Raw genomic sequence first — 18,006 nt, forward strand, 5'->3', positions numbered from 1 at the left:
TATTAAAAAATTTTGATGCTATTAATTGATAATTGTTATATTGCGTCACTAAAATTATTACCTACTAAAGAGTATGAAAGCAAAGAGAATTATGGGCATGCAGTTGTTACTGTCAATCATTTTGGTTGTTGGTTTTTCAAGTTGCAGTAAAAAATCCAGTTCAAAGAACACGTCAAGAGCAACGGGTTGGAATATGGATGGTAAAAAAGGCTCAAGTAATAAAAAGCAACAAGCAGGACCAGGTTTGGTTTTTGTAGAAGGCGGTACTTTTACAATGGGTAAAGTACAAGATGATGTAATGCATGATTGGAACAATACACCAACTCAACAACACGTTCAGTCTTTTTACATGGATGAGACGGAAGTAACTAACTCAATGTATTTAGATTACTTAGAGTGGTTGAAAAATGTTTATCCACCAACAGAAGAAAATTATAAATACATATACGAAGGTGCATCACCAGATACTTTAGTATGGAGAAATCGTTTAGGTTACAACGAAACGATGACTAATAATTATTTAAGACATCCTTCATATGCTGAATATCCAGTAGTAGGAGTAAATTGGATTCAAGCAGTTGAATTTAGCAACTGGAGAACACAGCGTGTAAATGAAGCATTACTTGAAAAAAACGGGTATCTTAAAAAAGATGCTAAAACTCAAGATGTAACTGCGGATAGCAACTTTGACACTGAAACGTATTTAAATTCACCAACTTCTTCTTATGGAGGAAATGAAGAAATTGTTTTAAAAGGAGGTAAAGGTGGTAAAAAAGCGCCAAAAGCTAAGAAAGACGGAACTGTTGTAGAAGCAAAAAATGTTTATGCACAACGTTCTTCCGGAATATTACTTCCAGAATATAGATTGCCAACTGAAGCAGAATGGGAATATGCTGCTGCAGCTGCTGTTGGGCAAAGAGAATACAACATATATAAAGGTCAAAAGAAATATCCTTGGTCTGGTGCTTATACTCGTTCAAGTAAAAGAGCGAATAAAGGAGATCAATTGGCTAACTTCAAACAAGGTAATGGAGATTACGGTGGAATTGCAGGTTGGTCTGATGATGGAGCTGATATCACAAATGAAGTTAAGAAATATCCAGCAAATGATTTTGGTTTGTATGATATGGCCGGTAACGTTGCTGAATGGGTTCAGGATGTTTACAGACCTATAATTGATAATGAAGCTAATGACTTTAACTATTTTAGAGGAAATCTATATACCAAGAATAAAATCGGTGCAGATGGTAAAATAGAAATTGTTACTAAAGATAATATGCAGTTTAAAACTTTAAGTAATGGTAAAAAAGTTGCTACAAGTTTTCCAGGTCAAATTGCTCAAGTTCCAGTTGATGAAAATGAAACTTATTTAAGAACAAACTTTGATAAGAGTAATAATATCAACTACAGAGATGGTGATAAACAATCTACTAGATATTATGATTTTGGTGAATCAGAGTCTTCTGATGATAAAGCTAATGCTGATAAAATCATGTATAATTCTCCTAAACATAATGTTACAACTGACAGTTTAGGTAGAATGGTTAGAAAATATGACAATTCTAACAAAAGAACTACATTGATTAATGATGAATCAAGAGTTTATAAAGGTGGTTCTTGGAGAGATAGAGCGTATTGGTTAGATCCAGCTCAAAGAAGATACTTTCCACAAGATATGGCTACAGATTATATAGGTTTTAGATGCGCTATGTCAAGAGTAGGACCTAAAGCAGATAAAAAGAGATCAGTAAGAAATTAAATTATATAATAAAAAAATAAAAGCCCTTTCATTAGGGCTTTTATTTTTTTAAAACTTTTCAAATGGATATTAAATACATTCATAGTTTGTTTTTAAAATGTAGCAGTGTTTCTATAGATACGCGTAACATTCAAGCCAATTCATTATTTGTTGCTATAAAAGGAGATCGCTTTGATGCTAATGTATTTGCTCAACAAGCTTTAGAAAAAGGGGCTTCTTACGTAATAATCGATGACCAATCTTATTTTATTGATCATCGAACAATTTTGGTTAAAGATAGCTTGAAAGCGTTACAAGAGTTAGCTAAGTTTCATCGTGATTATTTAAAAATACCTATAATTGGTCTTACAGGTAGTAACGGAAAAACGACTACAAAAGAATTGATAAATGTAGTCCTGTCAAAAAAAATGAATACCAAAGCAACAGTTGGTAATCTGAATAATCATATTGGAGTTCCCTTAACTTTACTTTCGTTTACCTCTGAAACCGAAATCGGTATTGTAGAAATGGGGGCAAATCATCAAAAAGAAATTGAATTCTTGTGTGAAATTGCAAAACCTGATTTTGGTTATATTACTAATTTTGGCAAAGCACATTTAGAAGGATTCGGGGGTGTTGCAGGAGTTATTCAAGGTAAAAGCGAAATGTATAAGTATCTTTCTGAATGGGATAAACTTGTTTTTATAAATTTGGAAGATTCAATTCAAGTTGAAAAATCTGACGGATTAAGAGTATTTACTTTTGGGGTGGAAAAAAGGAATGCAGATGTGAATATTACTTCAGTTAAAGCAAATCCATTTGTTGAGATTTTCTTTTCTGATTTGGTTATTAAATCCCACTTGATCGGATTGTATAATGCAAATAATATTAACGCTGCATTAACTATAGGTAAGTATTTTGGAATTTCAGATAAAGAAATTAAGGAAGCTATTGAGAGTTATATTCCTGAAAACAATAGATCTCAATTGTTAACTAAGGGTACAAACAAAATCATTTTAGATGCTTATAATGCTAATCCTAGTAGCATGGTAGTAGCCATTGAAAACTTTATTCAGTTAGAGAATTCAAATAAGGTTATGATATTAGGAGATATGTTTGAGTTAGGTCAAGAAAGCTCTAAGGAACATCGTGCTATTATAAATATATTATTAAATGAAGACGAAGTAAAATGTTATTTTGTTGGTTCTGCTTTTTATGAAAATAAAATAGAAGAGCATCATTTTTTTTATTTTGAATCTTTTGAAGATTTTTCAAATAGTATTTCTGAGCATACATTTGCAAATAATTCTATTTTGATTAAAGGATCTAGAGGAATGGCGCTAGAACGTACGTTAGATTTTATATCATAAATTATATAAATTTAGTTTTAATAAATGCCATCACAATTTTGTTGATGGCATTTTCTTTTAAATTTGTATTGGCAAGATATAAGATTAATAGATTTAAAATATTTATTAAGATTAAACACTGAGTTTAATTTATTTAGAATAAAGTTTCAATAAATAATTGTTATTAAGTGGAGAAAGTAGAGATTAAAGAGCAATGTTGGTCCACTTGTAGTGAATGTCATGGGCGTGGTAAGAAAAGTCGTGGGCTTAGTAAGAAAGTAAAGTACGATTACTTAATTGCATTAGAGAAATTTGAAAAGTCAGACAGACAGGGTGTAGCTCCTTCTCAACCAAAAGGTCATTTGTATTCTTGTCTGAATTGTGGAGGATCAGGCTTGATTCCTTCTCTTGATTTCCCAATAGCCGATAAAGAAAAATTTCCTCATGTAGCAATTATTGGAGGTGGTATTGGCGGAGTAGCTTTAGCTGTTGCGTGTTTGCATCGGGGTATTCCTTTTACTCTTTATGAACGAGATTTGAGTTTTGATACCAGATCACAAGGTTATGGGCTTACTTTGCAGCAAGCGGGAAAAGCAATAGAAGGATTAGGTATTTTCTCATTAGATGAAAAGGTAATTTCAACAAAGCACATAGTTCATACTACAGATGGTAAGATAATCGGTGAATGGGGCGTAAGGAAATGGACGCCTTACAATGTAAAAGCAAATCCCAAACGATCTAATATGCATGTATCGAGACAAGCTTTGAGATTAAAGTTATTAGGCCAACTTGGAGAGGAAAATTTTGTCAAATGGGGATATCAATTGATTGATTTTAAAAAGTGTGATGATGAAAGTTATGAAATAAACTTTGAAGTTGAAGGGGAATTGAAAAAGATTAAGGCTGATCTAATTGTTGGTGCCGATGGTATTCGGAGTAGGGTTCGTAAGTTGCTAATTGGAGAGGAGCGATTCCCATTGCGTTATTTGGATTGTATGGTAATATTAGGTATTTGTTCATTAAGCGCTCTTAAAGAACTTGATAGTCCGTTATTAGATTCAGCTACTGTATTTCAGACTGCAAATGGCACTGATCGAATCTATGTCATGCCATACTCTTCTGATTCGGTGATGTGGCAACTAAGTTTTCCAATATCAGAGAGTGCAGCTAAACTTTTAAGCGCTCAAGGTCCACACGCGTTAAAAGAAGAAGCTAGTTTGAGAACACATTGGCATGATCCTATTCCTCAGATTGTATCTGTTACTTTAGAATCTCAAATTTCAGGATATCCGGTATACGATCGCGAATTATTACCGTCTGACCTTTTAGAAAAAGTTGGATCAATTACTCTGATAGGTGATGCAGCACATCCTATGAGTCCTTTTAAGGGGCAAGGAGCCAATCAAGCCTTGATTGATTCACTTTTGTTAGCTAGAGAAATTGCAAAGGCTTGTAATCCATCAAAAGAATGGCGTAAAACGGACATTAGGAAAGGTATATTGAATGCATTTGAAGAAGAGATGTTAGAGCGCACTGCTATTAAAGTAAAAGGTTCAGCACTTGCTGCAGAATTTTTACATTCTGAAATTGTGCTTGATGCAGGTGATGCTCCTAGAGGTAGATTAATTCGAAAAAATAGGGCATAAAAAAACTCCTTAATTTCTTAAGGAGTTTTGTGGGCGATGAGGGGTTCGAACCCCCGACCCCCTCGGTGTAAACGAGGTGCTCTGAACCAGCTGAGCTAATCGCCCTATTTTTGCAGTTTGACAAATTTCGTTGCCGTTATTGCGTGTGCAAATATACGCCACTTTTTTAATTGTGCAAGAAAAAAAATAAAAAAATTACAATATTTCTGCTACTACAAAAGTGCTTCCTCCAATGTAGATGAAGTCAGATTCTAAAGCGCTTTGTGTGGCTTTTTTGTAAGCTTCTGAAACAGAATTGTATACTTCTCCTTTTAGTTCATAAGTGTCAGCTTTCTGTTTTAAAATAGAAGCTTCTAATCCACGAGGAAGATTAGGTTTACAGAAATAATAAATTGCTTTTTTAGGAAATAAAGGGAGTATTTCCTCTAAATCTTTATCATTTACCACTCCTAAAACAATATGCAAGTTGTCAAAAGTTTCTTTTTGGATTTGATTTAATGCAATTTTCAGCCCGTCTTTATTATGTGCTGTGTCGCAAATTACTTTTGGAAATACTCTTAATTGTTGCCACCTTCCTTGCAGTCCTGTATTTCTTACCACATTTAAGAATCCAGATTGAATGTTATCTATACTTATACTGTATTTTTTTTCTTGATTTAAAACGTTAATAGTTTGCAAAACCGTTCTCTTGTTATTTACTTGGTAATCGCCAAGTAGATCAGAAGGATAGGTATTAGAAATTAAATCAGAGGCAAAGTAGATTTGGGATTGGCATTCTTTGGCTTTAGCCAAAAACACAGGTTTTGTTTCATCGGTATATTCTCCAATAATTACCGGAATTGATGGTTTTATAATTCCGGCTTTTTCAAAAGCTATTGAGGCGAGTGTGTTTCCGAGGAATTGAGTGTGATCTAAACCTATATTAGTGATAACGGAGATAAGCGGAGCAATAATATTGGTAGCATCCAATCTGCCGCCCATTCCCACTTCAATAATTGCTATGTCTACCTTTTCTTTTGAAAAATAATCGAAAGCTAATCCAACAGACATTTCAAAAAAACTAAAAGCTTCTTTTTCAAGGTAAAATTTGTGTTGTTCAATAAAGGAGCAAACAAAATCTTCTGAAATTTCTTTACCATTTACCTTAATTCTTTCTCTAAAATCTTTTAAGTGCGGTGAGGTATATAAGCCAACATTATAACCAGCTTCTTGTAGTATAGAAGATAACATATGGGACGTAGAGCCCTTACCATTAGTTCCAGCTACATGTATGCATTTTAATTTCTTTTCAGGATTACCTAAGTGATCAGATAATAATAAGATATTAGTTAAGTCTTCTTTATAAGCAGATGCGCCTTGAGTTTGGTACATTGGTAGTTGTGCAAACATCCAATGAGTGGTTTCTTGGTAATTCATGAGGGTTATAAATAATAAAAACTCAAAGATACTTGAGTTTTTATTATTTATAGTTATGATTATTCCCCTATTTTAAAATTAACCGTTATGAAACCAATTTGGGTTTCAGGTGCTTTTGGATCGGGTTGCCATTTATATTTTCGTGCTGTTGCTAAAGCAGGTTCTACTAAACAAGGATTAGTATTTGTTGTTCCTTTAGTATACTTAGCAGCAATAACATTACCATTTCTATTTACAGTGATTTGAACAACAACGGTTCCGAATTCATTGCATTTTTGAATTTCTTTTCCTCTAGTACTAATGCTTCTACCATTTAATCCCCAACCACTTCCGTTGCCGCTACCACTTCCTGATCCATAATAACTGTTGGCGTATGGATTACCGTTTATGCTTCCTTTATCACCTGCAACATCGTCATTTCCTTCACCACCTTGCGCTTTCCCATCTGATTTAGGGCCATTTATTAAACTTGATAATGCATCCGAAGTGCTTTTTGAAGGTTTCGGAATTTCTTTTGGTTTTGGTTTAACTTCTTCTTTGGCGGCTTCTTTAGTTGGTTTGTTCTTTTTTGCTTCTTTTATAACAACAGCTTCTTCAACATCCTGTGACAAGATTTCCTCATTACTAGCCGCAGCCTCTTTTGCAGCAACTGCTTTAGGTTCAGACTGTATTGCTTCTGTTGGCTGAATGTTTCCTGAACCAAATTCGGTTGTCCCAAAGTTAATTGCGATTCCATTCTCGGGGGGTGGATCTAAAGAAGTTAATCCTAAATAAAAGAACAAAATAAATAGAATCACAAAAATGGTTGATGTGATTGCAAATGATTTTTTTTCTTCTTCTGTTTCTATGTATTTCATGTAGAAAAATCTTTTTTAAGACTGCTAAATCTATTTAGGCCTCACTGCTAAAACAACTTTAATTTGATTTCTGTTTGCTATATCTAAAACATTAACCGCTTTTTCGATAGGTACACCTTCTTCAGCTCTTAAAATAATTGCTTTTTCTTTATCTGCAGAAAGTAAGGATAATAATTTTGATTCTAATTCGGTTTCGGATACGGGTTCTTTATCAATAAAAAACTCCAAATCCTTATTTATACTTACAGAAATATTTTTATTGCTATCTGTTTTACCTTTTGCTTTTGGGAGAACTAAATCTAAAGCATTAGTCGTTACCATTGTTGATGTTAGCATAAAAAATATCAGTAATAAAAACACAATATCGGTCATGGATGACATATTGAATTCGGCGCTAACTTTATTTCTTCCTCTTAGATTCATAATTATGCAGGGTCGTTTAATAAGTCTAGAAAGTCAACTGCAGTGGCTTCCATCTGGTGAACAATTTTATCTGTTTTTACTACTAAGTGATTGTACCCAACATAAGCAATAATTCCCACTACTAATCCTACTACAGTAGTTGTCATGGCGGTATAAATCCCTTCAGAAAGTGCACCTACTTCTATTTGTCCTCCAGAACTGGCCATTTTATGAAAAGCTTGAATCATTCCGACAACAGTTCCTAAAAAACCAGTCATTGGTCCTGCTCCAGAAATAGTAGCAAGCATGCTTACATTTTTTTCAAGTTTGTAAATTTCAAGTTTTCCTGCATTTTCAATAGCCGTATTAATGTCGTCTAAAGGTTTGCCAATGCGGGAAATACCTTTCTCGATTAATCTGGCAACAGGAGATTTATAGTGAGCGCATGCTATTTTAGCGTTGTCAATACGTCCGTTTTTAATGTTGTCTTTAATTTGAGACATAAATCCAGGATCAATTTTGGAAGCAGCATTTATAGCCATTAATCTTTCAAAATAGAGGTATAAAGCAACGAAGAACATTAAGAATAACGAGGTCATAATTATTTGACCTGCTAATCCTCCGCTAGTTAGTAATTCGATTATAGATAAAGTTTTTTCAACAGGGACTGCATCAACTAAACCTTCTTTTGCAACAGATAAGCTGTCCGCTTGTAACAATAGACTCATAGAAATTTTATTTATTATGAAAACGCTAATATATTATAAAAATTGCTATTAATTAATATTAAAATTAACGTTCGAAATATTTTTACAGTTTTTGATTTATTTTATAAAAAAAAGCCAGTTTAATACTATTGTCTCAAACAATGTGTATCAAACTGGCTCGTTTAATTATAGTTTATCAACGATTAAATCGAAGATAATCAATAGGATTATACTAACTGTTTTAAAGCAATTTCGAAAGCAGTAGCACTAATATTTGTTTTTGAGCTATTTAGAGCATACGTCTTTTTCATAGCATTTTTGATCGTTTCTGAGGTATCCTGAAAAATTGCATCATCAGTCATTTCTACTCTTTTCTCCATGAAGTAAGCAAAAACACGAGCCATTCCACAATTAGAAATAAAATCAGGAATCAGACTTACTTTTCTGTCTATATCTTCCATTATTGGCCCAAAAAAGATAGCTGTGTCTGCAAACGGTACATTTGCACCACAAGAAATTACTTCAAGACCATTAGCGATTAAGCTGTCAATTTGAGATTGAGTAACCAATCTAGAAGCAGCGCAAGGAGTAAATATCTCTGCACCTATAGTCCAGATTTTTTGATTGATTTCTTCAAAAGGAATCATGTTTGCGGCAACTAATTTATTTCCATCCTTAGCAAGATAAAAATCTTTTATTTCTTCAAATGTATATCCATTCTCATTTATTATTCCACCATCTCGGTCGATAATCCCAATTATTTTAGCGCCCATTCCGGCCAAATAATAAGCTGCAGCTGAACCTACATTTCCAAAACCTTGTATAATAGCTTTTTTTCCTTTTACATCACCGCCATAAATATCATAATAATTACGTACAGCTTCGGCAACACCAAAACCAGTAATCATATCAGCAACGGTATATTTACGAAGAATATCTGGAGAATATTTAGGATTTTCAATGACTTTTACAACTCCTTGACGTAATTGTCCAATTCTATTGATTTTATCGGCTTCTGTCGGTTTAAAGTGTCCGTTAAAAACACCTTCTTGTGGGTGCCATATACCGCATTCTTCAGTCATTGGAATTACTTCGTGGATTTCATCTACATTTAAATCTCCTCCAGTTCCATAATAACTTTTTAATAAAGGCGAAACAGCTTTAAACCAACGTTGTAAAACTCCTTTTTTTCTGGAATCACTAGGGTCAAAATTTATTCCAGATTTAGCTCCTCCAATTGCAGGACCAGAAACAGAAAATTTCACTTCCATAGTTTTTGCCAAGGACAAAACCTCATTCATATCCAAGCCTTTTCTCATACGTGTTCCACCACCGGCAGCACCACCACGTAATGAGTTAATTACTGTCCATCCTTCTGCTTCTGTTTCAGCATCTTTCCAATGGAAAACTATTTCAGGCTCTTTATTTTCGAATTTATTCAATAAATCTTTCATTTTTTGCGATATGTTTAATTTACGCAAATATAAAAAAGGAATCGTTCGAATTGCTTAATATTCAAAAAAAACAAAAAAGAATCTTTTTAGAATTTTCCTAACAAATCTTCTTTTAATGTTTTGTCTACAGGGTTTTCAGATAACCATATTCCGTAAAATGCTTTTTTAAATTCTAATCCAGTGATTTTTCCTTTGTAGTTCTTGTTCTTAGTAATCCATAACGATTGGTCGTCCGGATTAAAGGCTAGTTCAAATACATCTCCTTTTTTAGTTTCCTCAGTACTCAATAAATCTTCCAATTCTTTAAGTTCTTTAGCAAATTTCAGGATCCCTTTTTCTCCAACTGATTTTTCCATCCCTTTTTCTAAAGCCTTAGACAGTTTTTTTGAAGTAATCAATCCCGATGATACATGTAATGCAATTGCCATTTCAAGTTCACTATCTAAAATTTGTTTAGCATCTTGAGATAAAACGGTTAAGTACAATGCTTGAATATAAAGTTCAGTAAAAAATTTTGAACGTTGTCCAATTCCATTTAAGGATAATTTTTTTCCTTTAAACTCTAATGTTCTTGGAATTTCAACACCATTAACAACGAATTTGTTTTGAGCAGTTGCGTTAGTAAATTGTAATGTGATAATAATCGTTAATAATGCTACTATTTTTTTCATATTAAGGGATTTAAGTTTTTTATTCAATTTTAAAATTGACCTGCAAATTTACTATAAACTTACAATAAAAGTAATTATTTTCTTTAAAAAAAGTTACAATTAATGAATATGTTTAATTTTAGCTTAAAAAATAAAAAATACTAACTTATATCCCATAAACATTACTAGACTGTAAAATTTATAGACTCATAATACTTTTTTAATCACCGGGATTTGTAGTTTTAATATTTCTTTTGAAGAGCTCTAATGTGAATTAGTGTAGTTTTTACCATTTTAAACAACTTCTTTGTATGGGATTATGGAACAATATTATTGAAAATTATCGCCAAACAAACGAATTGTTTCATTTAAAAGAAATGAGAAACACTATTTTGTTTGAATGTTTTGTTTAAGAAATGGAGGGCTTATTTTATGATTGTTTTATCAGTTTCGCTTTTAGATCAAATTGTCTTGCTTAATGAGTTGCAATGCAAGGCTTCTTCGATCACAAAGTTTTGTTTAAACAATAGCTAAATTCACGAAATCGTTTGAAATTTGATATTAAATAATTACTTTTGAGGATCAAATTTAAGAACATTTAATTTACAATAATAATATGGATTTTAATCTAACCGAAGAACAAATAATGATTCAACAAGCTGCTAAAGATTTTGCTGTTGCAGAATTATTACCAGGAGTTATAGAAAGGGATGAACATTCTAAATTCCCTACCGAGCAAGTCAAAATGATGGCTGAACTTGGTTTTATGGGAATGATGGTAGATCCTAAATATGGTGGTTCGGGTTTAGATAGTGTTTCGTATGTGTTGGCCATGACTGAAATTGCTAAAGTAGACGCTTCAGCTGCAGTGATCATGTCGGTAAATAATTCGCTTGTTTGTGCAGGTATGGAAAAATACTGTAACGAAGAACAAAAAATGAAATATTTAGTGCCACTTGCAAAAGGGGAAGTAATTGGCGCTTTTTGTCTTTCTGAGCCAGAAGCTGGTAGTGATGCCACTTCGCAAAAGACTACAGCAATTGATATGGGAGACCATTATTTGTTGAACGGTACAAAAAACTGGATTACAAATGGATCAACTGCATCTACGTATTTAGTGATAGCACAAACTGATGTAGAAAAAAAGCATAAAGGAATAAATGCATTTATAGTTGAAAAAGGTTGGGCTGGTTTTGATATTGGACCAAAAGAAAGAAAAATGGGAATTCGCGGAAGTGACACTCACTCTTTGTTGTTTAATGATGTGAAAGTTCCAAAAGAAAATAGAATTGGCGAAGATGGTTTTGGTTTTGCATTTGCTATGAATGTATTGAATGGCGGAAGAATAGGAATTGCGTCGCAAGCTTTAGGAATTGCAACCGGAGCTTATGAAATTGCTTTAAAATATGCTCAAGAACGAAAAGCTTTTGGTAAAGAAATTTTTCAGCACCAAGCAATTGCTTTTAAATTAGCGGATATGTACGTTAAAGTTACTGCAGCAAAATTATTAGTAATGAAAGCTGCTTGCGAAAAAGATGAAGGTAAAGATATTGCACATTCTGGAGCAATGGCAAAATTATATGCGTCAGAGATTGCGCTTGAAGTTGCTAATGAAGCTGTTCAAATTCATGGTGGTAACGGATATGTTGCTGAATATCATGTGGAGAGAATGATGCGTGATTCTAAAATTACACAAATTTATGAAGGTACTTCAGAGATTCAAAGAATTGTAATTTCTAGAGGTTTGGTTTCTTAAAACCTTCTTTTTTATATAACGAAAACCCTTTCTAATTTGGTTAGAAAGGGTTTTTTTAGTTCTTTTTTTTGTTTCTTTTCAAAGAACAAATACGCAAATCGAAGTTGTAAAACGATTTATATTTATAAAAGAGTCAACCATGAAACTTTATAAAACCATTAAAGGAATTAAGTTGTTTAAGTCTTGTGAAACTTAATACTCTAGATGGTAAAAAAATACAACTAATTTAGATCACTTAGTGGCGTCGTGCCTATTAAATATTTCTATGTACTTTAAACGGAAATAAATAATTGTAAATTCAACTCGTACTAAACCTTTTGATTCATATCATAAGCTAAAATGTAATATTCATTGTTATTGAAATTAAAATCAGCAATAATGTTCCATTTTAGTTTTTCAGTATGCGCTTTACGAGATGGAATATTCGTTTTATTGATAAATGTTAGACTCAATGGATATTTGTTCATCATGTTTATTCTCATGAATTCAAAGAAAGGAAGGATCAAGCCTTTTCCTCTGTAATCCTTATGAATGCATACTGGTCCGTATTGAAAACTATTTGTTGTTGTAAAACTAAAGTCTAAAAAATTAAGGTCAGTAAGTAATGTTATCATGTGTTCAAAAATCGGCCATTGAGCAAAAAATGTCCAACTTCCCGTAAAAATATAAGCGATAATTATACCATTGTCTTTTGTAACAAATAGATTTTGGGCTTCAATAACTTCTGTTAATTGAGCGATAGTAAATGGGGTAGTAACAAATCCACCTTTTTTGTCTTCTTCTGATAAATTAGAAACTAAATATAATTCTTGTAGTGCTAGTACGCCATCGATGTCTTTTAGTGTAGCTATTTCAAAATTTATGTTATCCTTCATTTAATTTTTATTTTTGTAAGCGCGTTGTATCAAAATTAACCAAAATTATAATATTACTCACTCTAAAATCAAAAAACAATCCTGAGTTTTAAGTACTGCTGTTTTGTCAATTTTACTTATTTTTGCTTTATGAAAAATATTATAATTACAGGAACGAGTAGAGGAATAGGTCATGAATTAGCCCTGCAATTTGCAAATGCTGGACATCAAGTTTTAGCTATTTCTAGAAAAGTTCCACAGACTTTACTGGGGAACAAAAATATCACTTGTCTATCCGTTGATTTATCTAATGAATTGGAACTAGCTAAAGTTAGTGATTTTGTTTCTAAAACCTGGAAACAAATAGATGCCATCATTCACAATGCAGGTAGTTTGATTTTAAAACCATTTTTAGAAACAACTCAAGAGGATTTTGAGAACATCTACAAAGTAAATGTTTTTGCTGTGGCTAATTTAACTCGTATTGGTTTACCTTATTTACAAAAAAACAGTCATGTTGTAGCTATTAGTTCTATGGGAGGGATTCAAGGAAGCCTTAAATTTGCGGGACTTGCTGCTTATAGTTCTAGTAAAGGAGCCGTAATTACACTTATGGAATTATTAGCCGAAGAATACAAAGAGCGTGGTATTTCTTTTAATGTTCTTGCTTTAGGATCTGTTCAAACAGAAATGTTAGAAGAAGCTTTTCCCGGTTATCAAGCACCCATTTCTGCTAATGAAATGGCCGATTATATTTATAATTTCACTCTTACAGGAAATAAATATTTCAATGGAAAAGTGTTGCAAGTTTCGTCGACCAACCCATAAAAAGTAATCTGTTTTGAGTGAAACACTAGCAAGATATCTTCCCGAGCATGCTGTAAAACCAGTTTTTGATTTAATTGTCGCCAATCAAGTACATCTTAAGATCGTCAATGAGCGACAGACACGTCATGGTGATTACCGAAAAGGATTGAATGGCAAGCATGAAATAACAGTCAATTCTAATTTAAATAAATATAAATTTTTAATTACACTGATTCATGAAATTTCACATCTAGTGGCTTTTGAAAAATTTGGACGAAACATAAAACCACATGGTGTAGAATGGAAATATTCTTTCCAACGATTAATGATTCCTTATATTAGGCCAGAGATTTTTCCAAATCATTTATTGCCTTTATTGGCAAGACATTTTAAAAATCCAACTGCAAGTAGTGATACTGATGCAACTTTGGCATTAGCATTAAAACAGTTTGATCAGCAAAATGATATGAACTACGTTTTTGAGCTCCCTTATGGCAGTGTTTTTAGAATACAGAATGGGAAAGTTTTTAAGAAAATAGCAGTTCGAACTAAACGTTTTGAATGTTTAGAAATTAGTTCTGGTAAAATGTATTTATTTAATCCTAACGCAGAAGTAGAATTACTGAAAACCAATTAGGCTCTTTAAAAGTAAATGATTACAGAGTTTTATTTGTAAGAAAAATTTCTAAGTATTTAAATTCATTATATTTGGCTTACATTAATTTGCAGCCTCTCAAGATGAAAAAATATTTAATGATTCTTTTTTTACTAGTAACGTTTTGCTTTAGTTATTCGCAAAAACGTGGGATTTATTTAATGTCAAAAAAAGGAAATAGACAAACCTATCTACCCGAGAATAGAAGAATAAAAATAACACTCAACAATGGTAAAAAAATTGCTGGACATTTTACGATCTTAAACCAAGATACAATAATTATAAAAGAAGTTGAAATAAATCTTGATTCTATCATAAAAATTAGAAGAGCTTCAAACTTCTCTACTATATTAACACCTATTTCTGTAGCAAACGGTAGTGTTTTAGCTATAGTTGGTACTATTTTATTGAATTCGGGTAGTTATCTCGCCTCTGTAGGAACTGTTCCTCTTATTTATGGTTCTGTATTCATCATTGTGCCTTTAATAGGAAAAAAACACAGCAGTAAAAACTGGAATTATAAAATTGAAAACTAAATTAATTTTTATTTTTTTATCCTTTTAAATACGCTTCCCTTACTTTTCTAAATAGATTAGATGAATATACAAAGGCAACTACAGCTTCGTTATCTGTCTTGAAAATTTCTTCTTTTGTTCCTTGCCAAGCTTTAAGGCCGTCTTTCAGGAATAAAATATTATCTCCAATCTCCATAACAGAATTCATATCATGAGTATTAATCACGGTTGTTATGTCGTATTCTTCGGTAATTTCTTTGATTAAATTGTCAATTAATGTTGATGTATTTGGGTCAAGACCGGAGTTGGGTTCATCACAAAACAGGTATTTTGGACGGTTCACAATAGCACGAGCGATTGCAACTCTTTTTTGCATTCCACCTGATATTTCAGAGGGTAGTTTATGATGAGCATCTTTTAATGCGACTCTTTCTAATACAAAGTCAACACGCTCTTTTATTTTAGCTTTATTGTCTTTGGTAAACATTCTTAACGGGAAGCCCACATTTTCGGCAACAGTCATTGAGTCAAACAAGGCACTTCCCTGAAAAACCATTCCTATTTCAGTTCTAAGATCTCTCTTTTCATCGGCACCTAATTCAGAATAGATTCTACCATCAAATTCAATTGTTCCTGACTCAGGAGTGTGAATTCCTAAAAGACTTTTTAGCAATACAGTTTTCCCTGACCCACTTTGTCCTATAATTAAATTGGTTTTCCCAGTTTCAAAAACTGTAGAAATACCTTTAAGGATTTTATTTTCACCAAATGATTTTTCTATGTTTTTTACTTCTATCATGATCCTAGCAACAGTTGTGTTAATATATAATTGAAAAGTATGATTGAAACTGATGTCCAAACAAAAGAAACCGTACTCGCTTTACCTACTTCAAGTGCGCCACCTTTCATGTAATAACCATGAAAAGAAGGAATTGTTGCTAATAACATCGCGAAAATTAATGTTTTTATAAAGGCATAGATCACATGAAAAGGAATGAAATCCATTTGTGTTCCATTAATGAATTCCTGGCTTGAGATAAAACCTCCATATACACCAGCCATCCATCCACCAAGAATACCCAGAAACATTGCTATACCAATTAGAAATGGATAGAGTAATAATGCAATTATTTTAGGGAAAACAAGGTAATTTAAAGCATTAACTCCCATAACCTCTAACGCATCAATTTGTTCTGTAACACGCATAGTTCCTATACTAGAAGTGATAAAAGAACCCATTTTTCCTGCCATAATTACAGAAATAAAGGTGGGTGCAAACTCTAATATTACGGATTGCCTTGTGGCAAAACCAATAAGATATTTGGGAATTAACGGATTAGTTAAATTTAGTGCTGTTTGGATGGCAACTACTCCTCCTACAAAGAAGGAAATGAAAGCTACAATACCAAGAGATCCAATTATCAAGTCGTCAATTTCTTTGAAGATTAAACTCTTCATAACGGACCATTTGGTTTGTTTGTTAAAAATTTCTTTAAGCATCAGGAAGTACCTTCCTATTTGTGATATATATCGAATGAGCATCATAGTTTTGTGAATATGGGCTAAATTACAAAAATAGTTATGAGTAATTGGTTAAGAGCGGTTAGTTTTCACTAGAAAAGCTTCTCTTTCATTTTTTTTAATCGGTAATTACGAATGAATTTTGCTTGTTCTTCGGTAACCATTAAGGGTGTTTTGGCTAATTTTGCTTTCCAAAATCCTTTGATATAATCTAAAAATAACAATGGTTTTTTCTTCATCATCGCCAGTTTTGCAGCTGCGATTCCTGTAATTATAAAACCGTAACCTAAAGTGTAAAATGCTTCTCCTTGTTTATAGCGGGCTGTTTTATTGTAATTAGCACCTGTTGGTTTTAAGTGCTTCACATGTAAGGAAGAATCGGTAACTACTTTCCAATTGTAAAATTTGCACAACAATTCATCAACAGTATCCCAGCCCATTTGTGGTTTTAGGCCGCCAATTTGTTTAAAAACTTCTTTTCTATAGGCTTTTAAAGCTCCGCGAATGTGATCTTTATCTGTGAGATTTTCTAAAATCCAATCGCCATTTTTCTCAATATAACAAAAACCACCAACCATTCCAATGGTAGGATCTGATTTGAAATGTTTGTCAATCGTTTCAAAATAATTATTTGGAAAAATTAAGTCAGCATCTACTTTTACAATTACATCATAATTATCGTCTAAAGTTTCAAAGCCTGCTTGAAAAGCCTGAATGACTTTGCTTCCTGGTAAATGAATAGCACTTGATTTCTTTTCTAGCAATGAAATAAATGGATTTTCTTTGGCAAAAGCCATAACAATTTCGGCTGTTTTATCAGTAGAGTTGTCATTGACGATTACTATTTTTTTGGGCAAAAGTGTTTGAGTAATTAAAGACTCTAATGTTAGTGCAATAAATTCCTCTTCATTATGAGCAGGTATAACGATGTAATAGTTCATTTGATAAATTTTAGATTTTAATTGTAGTTTTTAAGTTCTTTCAAAACTGATCTAAAAACTCAAATAAAAAATCATTATTCTGCGGTCTTAATTCTCTCAGCATAAACGATATAATATCTAGGAGTAAATTTTCTTAATAGTGGACGAATTCCAAATTTTTTGACTGGGTTAGTCCACTTTTCACTGTCTATTATTTTCCATCCAGTTTTTTCTAGGAGCCAATCCAGCTGCCAATCCTCAAATTCATGATAATGTCTGTCCCACATATCAGTTTTGCTTCTGTAAGCAGGAGAAAACCATAAACGAAGCGGAATAGAAATAAAAAGTTTGTCTGATTTTATCTGGTTTAAGATGGTGTAGGGATTTAATAAATGTTCGAAAATTTCAAATGCAGTTACTACATCTGTTTTTTCTAAATGAAAAACATTTTGATTATTATCTAGATCTTCACCGCTTGTGTTTTTTACGGTAAAACCATCTTCTTTCATTATTTTTGAAAAAGGATTTTCAACACCTAAATCTAAAATGGTAGCTGAATTATTGATATGTTTATTTAGAAATTCTAAAGTGTGTTTGAATCTTTTATTAGGAAACGTTTTTTCGTACATGTTCTTTTTATTTTGCGCCTTCCCGAAGATTCGAGAACCAGGGTGCAAATATACTAATAAAAGTGTTTTTGACTCTTGTTTTTTTAACTCAGTTACTCCCAATACTTCGGGATAAAACCATCAAATTTTA

18 protein-coding genes and 1 tRNA gene are annotated in these 18,006 nt (G+C 32.5%); 7 read left to right on the plus strand and 12 right to left on the minus strand.

The window, feature by feature from the left end; translation table 11 throughout:
- The first annotated feature begins 73 nt into the window (after window positions 1-73).
- From gldJ to J3S90_RS06320, 3 genes are all read left to right on the plus strand, one after another.
- On the plus strand, window positions 74-1,759 hold the full coding sequence (gene gldJ / locus J3S90_RS06310) for a gliding motility lipoprotein GldJ (protein ID WP_210645528.1): 1,686 nt from the start codon (window positions 74-76) through the stop codon (window positions 1,757-1,759).
- A gap of 62 nt (window positions 1,760-1,821) precedes the next feature.
- Window positions 1,822-3,108, plus strand: a complete 1,287-nt coding sequence (locus J3S90_RS06315) for a UDP-N-acetylmuramoyl-tripeptide--D-alanyl-D-alanine ligase (protein ID WP_210645529.1) — start codon at window positions 1,822-1,824, stop codon at window positions 3,106-3,108.
- 167 nt (window positions 3,109-3,275) lie between these two features.
- Entirely contained in the window at window positions 3,276-4,733 is a 1,458-nt protein-coding gene (locus tag J3S90_RS06320) for an FAD-dependent oxidoreductase (protein ID WP_210645530.1), read from the plus strand.
- A gap of 30 nt (window positions 4,734-4,763) precedes the next feature.
- On the opposite strand, the gene J3S90_RS06325 is transcribed toward J3S90_RS06320, so the two are convergent.
- The 7 genes from J3S90_RS06325 to J3S90_RS06355 all read right to left on the minus strand — a co-directional run bounded on the left by J3S90_RS06325 (window position 4,764) and on the right by J3S90_RS06355 (window position 10,240).
- Window positions 4,764-4,838, minus strand: a tRNA-Val gene (locus tag J3S90_RS06325).
- Between the two features lie 90 nt (window positions 4,839-4,928).
- On the minus strand, window positions 4,929-6,149 hold the full coding sequence (locus J3S90_RS06330) for a bifunctional folylpolyglutamate synthase/dihydrofolate synthase (RefSeq protein ID WP_210645531.1): 1,221 nt from the start codon (window positions 6,147-6,149) through the stop codon (window positions 4,929-4,931).
- A 59-nt stretch (window positions 6,150-6,208) separates the two neighbouring features.
- A complete protein-coding gene (locus J3S90_RS06335) occupies window positions 6,209-7,006 on the minus strand; it encodes an energy transducer TonB family protein (RefSeq protein WP_210645532.1) in 798 nt (265 codons plus the stop codon).
- A 30-nt stretch (window positions 7,007-7,036) separates the two neighbouring features.
- On the minus strand, window positions 7,037-7,429 hold the full coding sequence (locus J3S90_RS06340; protein ID WP_188049912.1) for an ExbD/TolR family protein: 393 nt from the start codon (window positions 7,427-7,429) through the stop codon (window positions 7,037-7,039).
- A 2-nt stretch (window positions 7,430-7,431) separates the two neighbouring features.
- Entirely contained in the window at window positions 7,432-8,136 is a 705-nt protein-coding gene (locus tag J3S90_RS06345; RefSeq protein WP_188049913.1) for a MotA/TolQ/ExbB proton channel family protein, read from the minus strand.
- Window positions 8,137-8,342: 206 nt separating this feature from the next.
- A complete protein-coding gene (locus tag J3S90_RS06350; RefSeq protein WP_188049914.1) occupies window positions 8,343-9,569 on the minus strand; it encodes a Glu/Leu/Phe/Val dehydrogenase in 1,227 nt (408 codons plus the stop codon).
- Window positions 9,570-9,655: 86 nt separating this feature from the next.
- Entirely contained in the window at window positions 9,656-10,240 is a 585-nt protein-coding gene (locus J3S90_RS06355) for a chalcone isomerase family protein (protein ID WP_188049915.1), read from the minus strand.
- A 595-nt stretch (window positions 10,241-10,835) separates the two neighbouring features.
- On the opposite strand from J3S90_RS06355, the gene J3S90_RS06360 reads away from it, so the two are divergent.
- Window positions 10,836-11,975 (plus strand): acyl-CoA dehydrogenase family protein, encoded by a 1,140-nt coding sequence (locus J3S90_RS06360; RefSeq protein WP_188049916.1) that lies wholly within the window; start codon window positions 10,836-10,838, stop codon window positions 11,973-11,975.
- A 308-nt stretch (window positions 11,976-12,283) separates the two neighbouring features.
- On the opposite strand, the gene J3S90_RS06365 is transcribed toward J3S90_RS06360, so the two are convergent.
- Window positions 12,284-12,850, minus strand: a complete 567-nt coding sequence (locus tag J3S90_RS06365) for a GNAT family acetyltransferase (protein ID WP_210645533.1) — start codon at window positions 12,848-12,850, stop codon at window positions 12,284-12,286.
- Between the two features lie 129 nt (window positions 12,851-12,979).
- Here J3S90_RS06365 and J3S90_RS06370 point away from each other — a divergent pair, with 129 nt between their 5' ends.
- The 3 genes from J3S90_RS06370 (at window position 12,980) to J3S90_RS06380 (ending at window position 14,827) form a co-directional block, all read left to right on the plus strand.
- Window positions 12,980-13,657, plus strand: coding sequence for an SDR family NAD(P)-dependent oxidoreductase (locus tag J3S90_RS06370; protein WP_210645534.1), 678 nt, complete (start codon window positions 12,980-12,982; stop codon window positions 13,655-13,657).
- 13 nt (window positions 13,658-13,670) lie between these two features.
- Window positions 13,671-14,273, plus strand: coding sequence for a SprT-like domain-containing protein (locus J3S90_RS06375; RefSeq protein WP_210645535.1), 603 nt, complete (start codon window positions 13,671-13,673; stop codon window positions 14,271-14,273).
- 101 nt (window positions 14,274-14,374) lie between these two features.
- Window positions 14,375-14,827: a hypothetical protein gene (locus tag J3S90_RS06380; RefSeq protein WP_210645536.1), complete on the plus strand. Its 453-nt coding sequence runs from the start codon at window positions 14,375-14,377 to the stop codon at window positions 14,825-14,827.
- A 16-nt stretch (window positions 14,828-14,843) separates the two neighbouring features.
- On the opposite strand, the gene J3S90_RS06385 is transcribed toward J3S90_RS06380, so the two are convergent.
- The 4 genes from J3S90_RS06385 to J3S90_RS06400 all read right to left on the minus strand — a co-directional run bounded on the left by J3S90_RS06385 (window position 14,844) and on the right by J3S90_RS06400 (window position 17,876).
- The gene (locus tag J3S90_RS06385) at window positions 14,844-15,605 is read right to left on the minus strand and encodes an ABC transporter ATP-binding protein (RefSeq protein WP_188049921.1); all 762 of its coding nucleotides are present in this window, start codon (window positions 15,603-15,605) and stop codon (window positions 14,844-14,846) included.
- On the minus strand, window positions 15,602-16,351 hold the full coding sequence (locus tag J3S90_RS06390) for an MlaE family ABC transporter permease (RefSeq protein ID WP_188049922.1): 750 nt from the start codon (window positions 16,349-16,351) through the stop codon (window positions 15,602-15,604). Before J3S90_RS06390 ends, J3S90_RS06385 begins: the two co-directional genes overlap by 4 nt.
- A gap of 68 nt (window positions 16,352-16,419) precedes the next feature.
- Complete coding sequence (locus tag J3S90_RS06395) at window positions 16,420-17,268, minus strand: glycosyltransferase (protein WP_210645537.1); 849 nt, start codon at window positions 17,266-17,268, stop codon at window positions 16,420-16,422.
- A 74-nt stretch (window positions 17,269-17,342) separates the two neighbouring features.
- On the minus strand, window positions 17,343-17,876 hold the full coding sequence (locus J3S90_RS06400) for a methyltransferase domain-containing protein (RefSeq protein WP_210645538.1): 534 nt from the start codon (window positions 17,874-17,876) through the stop codon (window positions 17,343-17,345).
- Window positions 17,877-18,006 lie beyond the last annotated feature (130 nt).

The organism is Flavobacterium flabelliforme, from assembly GCF_017948675.1.
Classification (GTDB): Bacteria; Bacteroidota; Bacteroidia; order Flavobacteriales; family Flavobacteriaceae; genus Flavobacterium; species Flavobacterium pygoscelis.